Annotated in this window: 12 protein-coding genes and 1 pseudogene; 2 read left to right on the plus strand and 11 right to left on the minus strand. The window is 68.0% G+C overall.

What is annotated here, in order from left to right; genetic code table 11:
* The first annotated feature begins 81 nt into the window (after positions 1 to 81).
* Both NP4_RS12770 and NP4_RS12775 read left to right on the plus strand, forming a co-directional pair.
* On the plus strand, positions 82 to 618 hold the full coding sequence (locus tag NP4_RS12770) for a MarR family winged helix-turn-helix transcriptional regulator (RefSeq protein WP_067996983.1): 537 nt from the start codon (positions 82 to 84) through the stop codon (positions 616 to 618).
* Positions 619 to 702: 84 nt separating this feature from the next.
* Positions 703 to 1776 carry an Hsp70 family protein gene (locus tag NP4_RS12775; RefSeq protein ID WP_067997021.1) on the plus strand — a complete coding sequence of 358 codons (1074 nt, stop codon included), beginning with the start codon at positions 703 to 705 and terminating at the stop codon, positions 1774 to 1776.
* A gap of 1 nt (position 1777) precedes the next feature.
* Here the strand turns inward: NP4_RS12775 and NP4_RS12780 are convergent, their stop codons facing one another.
* The 11 genes and pseudogenes from NP4_RS12780 to NP4_RS41625 form a co-directional block, all read right to left on the minus strand.
* Positions 1778 to 2284 (minus strand): DUF3558 family protein, encoded by a 507-nt coding sequence (locus NP4_RS12780; protein ID WP_082875815.1) that lies wholly within the window; start codon positions 2282 to 2284, stop codon positions 1778 to 1780.
* A 5-nt stretch (positions 2285 to 2289) separates the two neighbouring features.
* Positions 2290 to 2790: a DUF3558 family protein gene (locus NP4_RS12785; protein WP_067996989.1), complete on the minus strand. Its 501-nt coding sequence runs from the start codon at positions 2788 to 2790 to the stop codon at positions 2290 to 2292.
* On the minus strand, positions 2790 to 3566 hold the full coding sequence (locus tag NP4_RS12790; RefSeq protein WP_067996991.1) for an enoyl-CoA hydratase: 777 nt from the start codon (positions 3564 to 3566) through the stop codon (positions 2790 to 2792). Before NP4_RS12790 ends, NP4_RS12785 begins: the two co-directional genes overlap by 1 nt.
* Positions 3563 to 4456, minus strand: coding sequence for a 3-hydroxyisobutyrate dehydrogenase (mmsB, locus tag NP4_RS12795; protein ID WP_067996995.1), 894 nt, complete (start codon positions 4454 to 4456; stop codon positions 3563 to 3565). The genes NP4_RS12790 and mmsB overlap by 4 nt, the downstream gene beginning before the upstream one ends.
* Positions 4453 to 5520 (minus strand): enoyl-CoA hydratase/isomerase family protein, encoded by a 1068-nt coding sequence (locus tag NP4_RS12800; RefSeq protein ID WP_067996998.1) that lies wholly within the window; start codon positions 5518 to 5520, stop codon positions 4453 to 4455. Before NP4_RS12800 ends, mmsB begins: the two co-directional genes overlap by 4 nt.
* Positions 5517 to 6659: an acyl-CoA dehydrogenase family protein gene (locus NP4_RS12805; RefSeq protein ID WP_067997024.1), complete on the minus strand. Its 1143-nt coding sequence runs from the start codon at positions 6657 to 6659 to the stop codon at positions 5517 to 5519. Before NP4_RS12805 ends, NP4_RS12800 begins: the two co-directional genes overlap by 4 nt.
* Before the next feature lie 5 nt (positions 6660 to 6664).
* A complete protein-coding gene (locus tag NP4_RS12810; protein WP_067997000.1) occupies positions 6665 to 8164 on the minus strand; it encodes a CoA-acylating methylmalonate-semialdehyde dehydrogenase in 1500 nt (499 codons plus the stop codon).
* Between the two features lie 131 nt (positions 8165 to 8295).
* A complete protein-coding gene (locus NP4_RS12815) occupies positions 8296 to 9186 on the minus strand; it encodes a hypothetical protein (RefSeq protein ID WP_067997003.1) in 891 nt (296 codons plus the stop codon).
* Positions 9187 to 9210: 24 nt separating this feature from the next.
* Positions 9211 to 10032 (minus strand): hypothetical protein, encoded by an 822-nt coding sequence (locus tag NP4_RS12820; RefSeq protein ID WP_067997006.1) that lies wholly within the window; start codon positions 10030 to 10032, stop codon positions 9211 to 9213.
* A complete protein-coding gene (locus NP4_RS12825; protein ID WP_082875816.1) occupies positions 10029 to 11018 on the minus strand; it encodes a hypothetical protein in 990 nt (329 codons plus the stop codon). The genes NP4_RS12820 and NP4_RS12825 overlap by 4 nt, the downstream gene beginning before the upstream one ends.
* Positions 11018 to 11281, minus strand: a pseudogene (locus tag NP4_RS41625) (hypothetical protein); the annotation flags it as partial. The pseudogene NP4_RS41625 and the gene NP4_RS12825, both read right to left, overlap by 1 nt.

Raw genomic sequence — 11281 nt, forward strand, 5'->3', positions numbered from 1 at the left:
CTGCCCGGCGAATGACACGGTGCCGATGGTTGTTCTCACCGTGATCGGAAAAACGGATCGTTCTGCAAATACACTCGAGAGATGGCTACGCCGCGTCCACTTCCCCTGGATCCGATCGAGGAGGCCCACCGGCAGTGGACCGCGCACGGGTGGGGGGAGGTCGCCGACGGGATGGCTGCGGTGACCTCGCTGGTGCGGGCGCAGCAGATCGTGATGGCCCGGGTGGACGAGGCGCTGCGGCCGTCGGGGTTGACGTTTTCGCGGTACGAGCTGTTGGCGCTGCTGAGTTTCAGCAAGACCGGGGCGCTGCCGATGGCGATGGCCAGCGCGCGGTTGCAGGTGCATCCGACCAGCGTGACCAATACCGTGGATCGGCTCGAATCGGCCCATTTGGTCAAACGCGTTCCACATCCCAGCGACCGTCGAGCAACCTTGATCGAGATCACCGATGCCGGGCGCGAATTGGTCGCACGAACCACGGCCGCCCTGAATGAGCAGGTCTTCGCTCGTCCGGGACTGCCGTCGGACCGGTTGCAGTCGTTACTGCGGCTGCTGGCCGAGTTCCGCCGGGCCGCCGGTGACTTCGACACGGGCGACACGCCGACACGTTGGGTCTGACACGATAACCATTCAGCATCCGGCCAGCGACATTACCGTTCCGTCGTCTTCCCATCGGGGCACAAAAGGTTCACCATGGAGGCCATGGTGCTGGTCCTGGGGGTATCAGCGGGCGCTGGCGGCGCACGCGCGATGCTCACGCACTCCGACCAGCCGCATCTGCCCCCCATCGACCGTTGCACGGTTCCCCGGCGGGCGGGTGGCGGCGTGGAGGAGCCTGTCTTCCAGGCCATCAACCTCATGCGCGAGGCCGCGACCCAGCGCGACGAATTCATCACCGGAATCGCCGTCACCTGCCGCTGCACCCTGCACGCCGACGCGATCCGCGCCGCCGCTGGCCGCAGCCGCCTGACCATCGTCGACGAACCGGTCGCCCAGCTGCGCTATCTGCGCTTCAGCCGCCAGCTGCCCGACGAGGGTTCAGTGGTGCTCTACGACCTGGGCGCATCCGGTCTGACCATCACCGAGGCCGACTGCCGCACCGACGCGATCCTCGCCACGCGGCGCAGCACGGTCTTGGGCGGCGACGGTCACGACGCGCTGCTGCGCTGGCGACTCGCGCACGGCGGGGTGAATATCGACAAGCCGACCAGCCGCGCCTACAAGGAGGCCCTGACCACCTCACCGGTGCTGACGGCGGGCGATCCGATCACGGGCCTGCGAATGGTGCTGACGCGCAGCGATTTCAACGATCTGGTGGCGGCCGGAATTCATCATTCGGTGTCCTATATCCGACAGATGATCGAGGAGGCCAAAGTCACCCCGCAGGTGCTCGCACCGCTGGGCGGCTGCGCCCGCAACCCCGGTATCCGCGAATCGCTGGCCCAGTTGCTCGATCTGCCCCAGATCTACGATCCCGAACCGGAATTCGTCTCCGCCCGCGGCGCGGTCCTGATGGCGACCGAACTGCCCTCGGCCCGCCGGGTGCGCGGCGTCCGATTCTCCACCGTGCCCGCGCTGCGCCCGACCGGCTCCGCGCCGGTATCCAAGCGCAAGCTCGTCGCCGCCCTCGCGGTGACGGCGACCCTGGGCGCTACAGTCGCCGGACTTCTGATGGCCAACAAGGACTCTCCGCAGCCCACCACTCACGGCGGCACCCCGGCCTCGCCGATGGAGGTCGCGGGCACCCCGGGCACACCGCAGCTGCCGCCGAAGTGATTCAGCCGTCGAGTTTGACCGTCGCCAATGCCAAACCCGTTGCCGCGGCGCACGGATCGGGTTGCGCGGTGTGGCTGCGATTCTGCACCCAATAGGTGACCGTTCCCGAATCCGCCGCGGAGATACCGCAGCTGCCCGGATCGCGCGGATCGCGCCAAAGCAGTCCGCCGAAACTGCTGAGAACCAGATGTTCGGTGCGATAACCGAATTCGGCGGCCACCTGACTGTCGCGCAGCAGCGAATCATTCGCCAGCCACGCATAGGTGATGTCGACGACCCCGCCACCGTCGGCGTACTCACCCTCCCACGCACAGATCGTCGGCCCGCCCTGGGCGCGAACGGAGCTGGCGTGCACCAGTTTCGCGATCTCGGTCTCGGTTTCCGGACCGCAGTTGACGAGCTGATTCTCATCGGCGGGCACATCACGCGCCTCGGGCGTTGTGCCGGAGGAACATCCGGCGACAGCCGCGAGCACGCCCGCGGCGAGGATCATACGAACCGCCCGCATCCCGCTCACCCGGCCTTCCGCAGCGTCCGCGTCGCCAACTCCCGCACCGCCGAACAGGCTTGCGCCCCAACGCCCTGTGCGGTGTCGACCCTCCAGTCGATGAAATCGCCCGCCCCGGAACCCACCGCGATCTCGCAGGACCGATCGGCGGGCCACATCTTCCCCGGCCGATCGGCCAGCCGCACCGCGCTGACCCGATCCCCCGCGCCGATCGGCGTGCGCGCATCGAGCGGACTACCCCGAAACCATTCGAAGGTGACCGCGGTCTCGTCGCCCGCCTCCCAGCGGCAGCGCAGCGGATTACGCGAAACCTGCCGCAGATCGGCGAACCCGGTGGCCGCGGCGATATCGGCCTCGGCCACACCCCCGCACTCCGCGATCGGCAACGCCTCCCCCGCGGCCCGCGGCGCACTCGAGGCCGCGATCGGACCCGGGGTGTGGCCACCACAACCGGCAATCGCGGCCGTGGCAACCGCCACGACCGCGATGACCAGTCGTCTCGTCATCAGCGATTGCTGAACTTCGCGGGCCGCTTCTCGACGAAGGCGGTCATACCTTCCTTCTGGTCCTCGGTCGCGAACAGCGAGTGGAACACCCGCCGCTCGAACCGCAGCCCCTCCGACAGCGTGGTCTCGTAGGCCCGATCGACCGCCTCCTTGGCGATCATCACCGACGGCAGCGACATCCCCGCGATGGTCTCGGCGACCTCGAGGGCCGTGGCCACCAGCTCGGCCGCGGGCACGATGCGCGACACCAGGCCGGCCCGCTCGGCCTCCTCCGCGCCCATATTGCGACCGGTCAGGATGAGATCCATGGCCTTGGCCTTACCGACCGCGCGGGTCAGGCGCTGCGAACCGCCCATACCCGGAATTACGCCGAGCTTGATCTCGGGCTGACCGAATTTCGCCGAATCGGCCGCGATCAGCAGATCGCACATCATGGCCAGCTCACACCCGCCGCCCAGCGCATAACCGGCGACCGCGGCGATCACCGGCTTGCGGAACGCGACCAGCCGATCCCAGCCGCTGAAGTGATCGGCGAGATACATATCCATATAGGACTTGGACTGCATCTCCTTGATATCGGCCCCGGCGGCGAACGCCTTCTCCGAGCCGGTCAGCACCACCGCGCCGATTCCGGCGTCGGCCTCGAGTTCGTCGAGCGCCGCGGTGATATCGACGAGCACCTGCGAGTTGAGCGCATTGAGCGCCTTCGGCCGGTTCAGCGTGATCAGGGCCACCCGCCCCTTGCGCTCCAGCAGAATGGTCTCGAAGTCGGTCACTGTCCCTCTTCCGATCGGTGGCGGATATCGGTGACGATAGCGGAGAAGTCCCGCCCGGCATCGGTTCGGTTGAAACGGTCGTAGATCGCGGCCGCGAGCAGTCCGAGCTGTCCGTCCACCTGGTTGTCGCGCAGGGCGTTGGCTGCCAGGCCGAGATCCTTGTTCATCAGCGCGGTCGCGAAGCCGGGGCGATAGTCGTTGTTGGCAGGACTGGTCGGAACGGGGCCCGGCACCGGACAGTAGGTGGTCAGCGACCAGCACTGGCCCGATGCGGTGGAGACCACGTCGTAGAACTTCTCGTGGGTCAGGCCGAGCTTCTCGCCCAGTACGATCGCCTCCGACAGGCCGATCATGGAGATGCCCAGCATCATGTTGTTGCAGATCTTCGCGGCCTGACCGACACCGGCGGCGCCGCAGTGCACGACCTTGCCACCCATCACCTCGAGCAGCGGCACAACGGCGGCGAAATCCTCGGCCTCGCCGCCGACCATGAAGGTCAGCGTGCCCGCCACCGCACCGCCGACACCACCGGAGACCGGTGCGTCCAGCGCCCGATGCCCCGCCGCCACAGCGATTTTCGCCGCCTCGATGGCATCGGCGACATCGATGGTGGAGCAGTCGACGAACAGCGTGCCGGGCTTGGCCGCGGCGAGCACATCGGCGTAGACATCGAGCACGATGCGACCGTTGGGCAGCATGGTGATCACGACATCGGCCTCGGCGGCGGCCGCAGCGGCCGTGTCGAGGACCGTCGCTCCGTCGGTGCGCGCCTGCTCCTGCGCGGCGGGAACCGGATCATAGGCGAGCACCTCGTAACCCGCCTTGACCAGGTTGGCGGCCATCGGACCGCCCATATGTCCGAGGCCGAGGAAGCCGACCTTTGTGCTCATGCCGATTGTCCTTCCGGCGCTACGAGATTCAATTCCTGATCGCCGAGTCCGGCGAAGTAGGCGTCGACCTGGGCGGCGGACACCTCGGGCAGGGTCGCGGGCCGCCACCGCGGATCGCGGTCCTTGTCGATCACCTGCGCGCGGATACCTTCGACCAGATCATGGCTGGACAGCGCGGCCACCGATACGCGGTACTCCTCGTTCAGCACCTCTTCGAGGCTGCCGAACACGCGACCGTCGCGCAGTGAGCGCAGCGTAACCTTCAGCGCCACCGGCGATTTCGACAGCACATCGGTTGCCGCCTTGTTCGCCGCGGGCGATTCGTGCGCCTGCAGGCGGGCCACGATCTCCTCGACCGTATCGGCGCTGTAGCAGGCATCGATCCAATCCCGCTGCGCGGCGAGTTCGGAGGCGGGCGCGGCCTGTGCGAATTTGGCGATGGCCACATCCGGCTCGGCGGTGCGCAGCGCGTCCAGCAGCGCCGGAATCTGTTCCGACGGCACGAAGTAGTCGGCGAACCCCGCGGCGATCGCGTCACCGGCGCTCATCCGCGCGGTGGTCAGCGCGACATGGGTGCCGAGTTCGCCCGGCGTACGCGCGAGCAGATGGGTGCCGCCCACATCCGGGATGAAACCGATTCCGGTCTCGGGCATTCCGACCTTGGACCGCTCGGTGACGATGCGATGACTGCCGTGCCCGGACAGACCCACGCCGCCGCCCATCACGATGCCGTCCATCACCACGATGTAGGGCTTCCGATAGCGGGCGATATAGGCGTTGAGGATGTACTCGTCGCGCCAGAACCGGCCCGACGGCGAATCCGCGCCGCCCGCACTGTTTTTCGCGTCTTCGTAGATGGCGACGATATCGCCGCCCGCGCACAGCCCGCGCTCGCCCGCGCCGGTGACCACGACCGCGCGTACCGCATCGTCGTCCGCCCACCGCCGCAGCGCGGCGAGAATGGTCAGCGCCATCGAATGAGTCAGCGCGTTGATGGCCTTGGGCCGATTGAGCGTGATCAACCCCAGCCCGTCGCGTTCATCGATGAGGACTTCGTCGCTCATGCCGCTCCTCCAATCACCGAACGGGCGACGACCACCCGCATGATCTCGTTGGTGCCCTCGAGGATCTGGTGCACGCGCAGATCCCGGACGATCTTCTCCACCCCGTATTCGGCGAGATAGCCGTAGCCGCCGTGCAATTGCAGGGCCTTGTTGGCGATCTCGAATCCGGAGTCGGTGCAGAATCGCTTGGCCATCGCGCACAGCTCGACCTTGTCCTCGGCGTCGGCGTCCAACGCCGCGGCGGCCCGCCACAGCAGCGTCCGCGCCGCCTCCAGCGAGGTCCGCATATCGGCCAGTTCGAACTGCAACGCCGGATTGTCCAGCAGCCGCGCCCCGAAGGCCTTGCGCTGGGCCATATACGACACGGACTTGTCCAGCGCCGACTGCGCGCCGCCCAGCGAGCAGGCCGCGATATTGAGGCGGCCGCCGTTGAGCCCGTTCATGGCGATCCGAAAACCGTTGCCCTCCACGCCGAGTCGATTCTCGGCTGGTACCCGGGCCTCGTCCAGGATCACCTGACGGGTGGGCTGGGCATGCCAGCCCATCTTTCTCTCGTTGGCGCCGAAGGAGATTCCCGGCGTATCGGCGGGCACGATGAACGCGGAGATGCCGCGCGAACCGGTATCGCCGGTGCGGGCCATCACCACGTACACATCGGTGCTGCCCGCGCCGGAGATGAACTGTTTGACGCCGGTGAGCAGATAGTCCGCGCCGTCGCGCACGGCCCGGGTGCTCAGCGCCGCGGCATCGGATCCGACGCCCGGCTCGGTCAGCGCGTAGCTGCCGAGCAGATCCATCGATGTCAGCCCCGGCAGCCACCGATTGCGTTGCGCCTCATCACCGTAGCTGTCGATCATCCACGCGACCATGTTGTGAATGGAGATGTAGGCGGCAATGGCCGGACAGCCCGTCGCGAGCTGTTCGAAGATGCGCACGGCATCCAGTCGCCGCAGGGCCGAGCCGCCGACGTCCTCGCCGATGTAGATGCCACCCATGCCGAGGGAGCCGGCCTTGCGGACCACATCTATCGGAAAGTGTTTCCGCTCATCCCATTCCAGCGCGTTCGGGGCGAGCAGTTCGTCGGCGAAGGCGCGGGCGGTCTCGGTGATCGCCTTCTCGTCGTCGTCGAGTACGAACATGGCCGTCATTCCATGGTCGGGATGACGAAGGCGTTGGATTCCTCGCGCCCCTTGGGCCAACGCTGCGTCACCGTCTTGGTCTTGGTGTAGAAGCGAATCGAATCCGGGCCGTGCTGATTGAGATCGCCGAAGCCGGACCGCTTCCAGCCGCCGAAGGTGTGATAGGCGATCGGCACCGGGATCGGAACGTTGATTCCGACCATGCCGACCTGCACCCGGGCCGCGAAATCGCGGGCGGTATCGCCGTCACGGGTGAAAATCGCCACGCCGTTACCGAATTCGTGCTCATTGGGCAGTCGCAGCGCCTCCGCGTAGTCCTTGGCGCGCACGATGGCCAGCACGGGACCGAAGATCTCCTCCTTGTAGATCCGCATCTCCGGGGTGACCTTGTCGAACAGCGATGCGCCGACGAAGAAGCCGTCCTCGGCCCCCTCGACCTTCAGGCCGCGCCCGTCGATCACCAGCTCCGCGCCCTCGTCCACACCGATCTGGACGTAGTTGTTCACGCGGTCCACGCCGTCGAGGCCGACCAGCGGGCCGAAATCCGCGCCCGGATCGTCGGAGCGGCCGACATTGAGCTTGTTCACCCGCTCGACGAGCTTGGCGCGCAGGCGTTCCGCGGTCTCCTCGCCGACCGGCACCGCGACCGAGATCGCCATGCAGCGCTCACCGGCCGAGCCGTAGCCCGCGCCGACCAGCTGATCGGCCACATCGTCGAGATCGGCGTCCGGCATGACGATGGCGTGGTTCTTCGCGCCGCCGAAACACTGCGCGCGTTTGCCGTGTGCGGTCGCGGTCTCGTAGATGTACTGCGCGATCGGGGTGGAACCGACAAAGCCGACGGCCTTGACCCGCTCGTCACGCAGCAGCGCGTCCACGGCCACCTTGTCGCCGTTGACCACGTTGAACACGCCCGCGGGCAATCCGGCCTCGACGAACAACTCCGCCAGCCGCAGCGGCACCGACGGGTCGCGCTCGGACGGTTTGAGCACGAAGGCGTTACCGCACGCCAGTGCCGGTCCGGCCTTCCACAGCGGGATCATGGCCGGGAAGTTGAACGGGGTGATACCCGCGACCACGCCGAGCGGCTGCCGCATGGAGTACACGTCGATCCCGGTGCCCGCGCTCTCGGTGTACTCGCCCTTGAGCAGATGCGGTATGCCCGTGGCGAATTCGATCACCTCGAGGCCGCGCTGGATATCGCCCCGGGCGTCGGCGACGGTCTTGCCGTGTTCCGAGGACAGCAGTGCCGCAAGGGAATCCATCTCGTCCTGCACCAGGGTCAGGAACTTCATGAGCACCCGAGCGCGGCGCTGCGGATTCCAGGCGGCCCACTCCAGCTGGGCCTCGGCCGCATTCGCGACCGCGGCCTCCACCTCGGCGACTCCGGCCAGCGGCACCCGCGCCTGCACCTGCCCACTGCTGGGGTCGAAGACATCGCCGAAATTGCCCGATGCCCCGGTGACGTGCTGTCCGCCGATGAAATGTGTCAGTTCACGAACCATGCCAGTGCTGTCCTCGGTGTCGACGGTGCGGCGTATGGGAACGCCGGATCTACGGGCATCCTATAGTTGGATGTCCGAGTAATCCAGGAGTCACCGTCGCTGTGCGCTACGCCACAAGCCGTCGACCCAGGTCAGGACTCCGGACGCAGTTCGACGATCGCGCCCGGACGGGCGAGGGACGGGACCCGGACCGGGCCGCCCTTGGCCTGATCGATGAGCTGACCCTGCCAGGCCACGAAGCAGGAGGCGGCCTCGCTGTTGTAGACGCGGTCCAGGATCGGGGCGAGCTGCTTGGCGAGCTCACCCTCGGCGGCGATCAGCTGGCCGCGATACGGCCCGTAATAGGGCAGGATCGCTTGCAGCACAACGGCTTCCACGCCCTGCACCTGGGTGATGATCGGATCGATCGCGGGCTGGTACTTCGTGATGACCGGGGCGACCTCGGCCAGCACCGGCCCGGCGAGTTGCAGGATCGGCTGATACACCGAACCCAGCGCGAAGGCCTCCGAGGAGAACGGCCCGGCCAGGGGGGCGAGGCCGATGAGCGAGGCAAGACCACCCTGCTGTTTGGGCGCGGGCCAGCCGATCGGGCAGGCGGGCTGGGCATCGAGCGCGGGCGCGGTGAACGGGCTGTTGGCCAGCGGCACCGAATCCTGCGAACCCGGCGACTGTGAGTTCAGCGGTACCGAGGCCGCCGGACCGGACGGATTCGGCGCGGGCGCGGCTCCCTGACCGGGATGGATCGCGACCGAGACCGCCGGACCGCCGCCCGTGCCGAGCGGGACCGCCGCGGCGGGACGCGCACCGGCCGGGGCCGGAGCCGGGGCCGCGGGCGCCGCGGGCGTATTCGGTGCGGCCGGGGCGGCCGCGGTGGGCACCTCCTCGGTGACCACGACCGAGGTGACCTGATCGTTCTGCCGGACGGTCAGGGCGGTCACCGCGACGGCGCTGCCGACGACGGTGACGGCGGCGACCACCCTGATGGCGCCGGCCAGGCCCGGCCTGGTGGTGCGAGTAGACATCGCGCGGTTACTCCTTCGAATGGTCTATTTCGGTGCGGTGGCGGGTGATTCGGGGGCGGCGGCCGCGGGCTCGAAGACACCCTCGAGATGCCAGACGCCGGTGAAACCGTTGAACGGACCGCCGACGATCAGGCTGGTCCACTGCAGGGTGAACTTCTTGGTGGCCGGGTCGTAGGTTCCCGTGGCCGAGGGGCCCTGGGACGCACCGGATTTGGGCTGATCGAACCATTTCTGCGCGACCCAGTCCCAGACCCGCTGCACCTGTTCGGCCCCCGCGACCTGGGGTCCGTCCTTCTCCGGCGGTTTGGGCGCGCCCTGGTTGAACTCCTGGTCGTTCCAGGACGCCGCCCAGGCGGACAGATCGGCGGTGAGTTTGCCGCCGAGGTTCACCACCGTGGGCGCGGGCACCTTGCGACCGGTCTGCGGATCGACCGGATTGGTGGAGATCCCGAATTCCACGGCGAAGAACTTGGTCGGTTTGGTGATCGCGGCCGACAGCGAATTACCCTGGGCGAAACCGGGGTTCGGCTCGCTCTGGAAACCGCCGGTGCGCAGCCCACCGGCCGTGCCGGGTTCGAGCAGCGTGGTCGCGCCGTTCTGCGCGGGCGAATCGCCGTTGGGCATGTACGGACCCTTGTCGGGCGTCCCGCCCGGCTGCACCATGCGGAACCAGGTTCCCGACACCTCGTCGCCGTGCGCGGAACCCGGTGTGAACCGGAACAATCCGACCAGCGGCTCGGCGACCGCGGGCGTGGCCGGGCTGTTGTCGGCGGACGAACACCCCGCCAGCGCCAGTACCGCCCCGGCCAACGCGACGGCGATCCGGGCGCGCACTCTTCTCGTCATTGCCGCTCCTTCTTCGATTCGCGCATCCCGGCCGCGGCGGCCGCCACGACGATCACGCCGGGCGCGAGGAAGAACCAGCCGAGACCGCGAAATGCGGTGAACCCCAGCGGTTTCGTCGAATCGTCCAGCGCCACGACGGCGTCGAAATTCTCGATGTTGTCGTTCATGGTTCCGATGAGCGCGGCGAAGCGGGAGGTCATCGGCTGCCACCGCGATTCCAGCGCGGTGATACCGGCCAGATCGGCGTCGGAATGGGCTGCCCTGGTCGCACCGGCGTAGCGGCTGTTCAGCTCGCCGTCGGCCGCGACCAGGGTGACGAAATAGCCCTGCACCTTGCGCACCTCGTCATGGGTGAGGATCGGCCGGAACCCGTCGATGATCGGACGCCCGGCCGAGGCAGCCGAAAACAGCCCGCCCGCAAGGGATATCGCGATCAGCCCGAGCGCGACCAGCGCCGCGATCGAACGCCACACCACGGTCCCTTTACCCGCACCGGCGCGGCGAAATCCGAAAATGCCCGCGCCCGTGACGATCACACCGGCCAGCGCGAGGAACCACGGGAGCGCCCCGATCGGCGGCAGATCGGCCAACCGCTGATAGTTGCCCCGATTGGCATCGATCGAGTCGAGCATCGAGGAGATATCGGAGCGAATGCCGGGATAGTCGCGCACGAAGGCGTCCACGCGGTCATATCGACCCTGTTCGAGTCCCTGCGCCCGCAGATTCAACACATTCGTGCGCGCACCGTCGAGCACCCGCAGATCCTCGCGATAGCCGTCGATACTCGATTGGGCCACATAGGGTTCGAAGCCGTCGATCATGGCCTCGCCCCGGACCGCCCGCGGGAACATCCCGGTGACGATCGGGGCGAGGATCAGCAGCAGGCCGACCGTGACGAGCACGACGAACGGCCAGCGCGGCCGCGCCGGTGGGGCGGTCTCGACATTGGCGACGAACTCCGAGTAGGCCGGTAATCCGGTCACCATCAGGGTTGCTTTCGACCGGCGATGGCGTCGGCCTTGAAGAACACCGCCGCCGCCACCAGCGCGAGCAGCAGCAGTGCGGGCACCAGCCAGACCGGCGCGTGCCGCGCCTTGGGCACATCGATGGTCCGCGTCGCCAACACCGGCGTGCCGTGCGCGACCGGCTGCGCCTGGACGGCGTGCACATCGGTCGTGCCGGGCTGCGCCGGGGCGGGGGCCGGATTCGCCTCGGGCGCGGGCGCATTCGCGTTCGGGGCGGCCGCGGG

This window comes from Nocardia pseudobrasiliensis NBRC 108224 (assembly GCF_001613105.1).
In the GTDB taxonomy this organism is placed as follows: domain Bacteria; phylum Actinomycetota; class Actinomycetes; order Mycobacteriales; family Mycobacteriaceae; genus Nocardia; species Nocardia pseudobrasiliensis.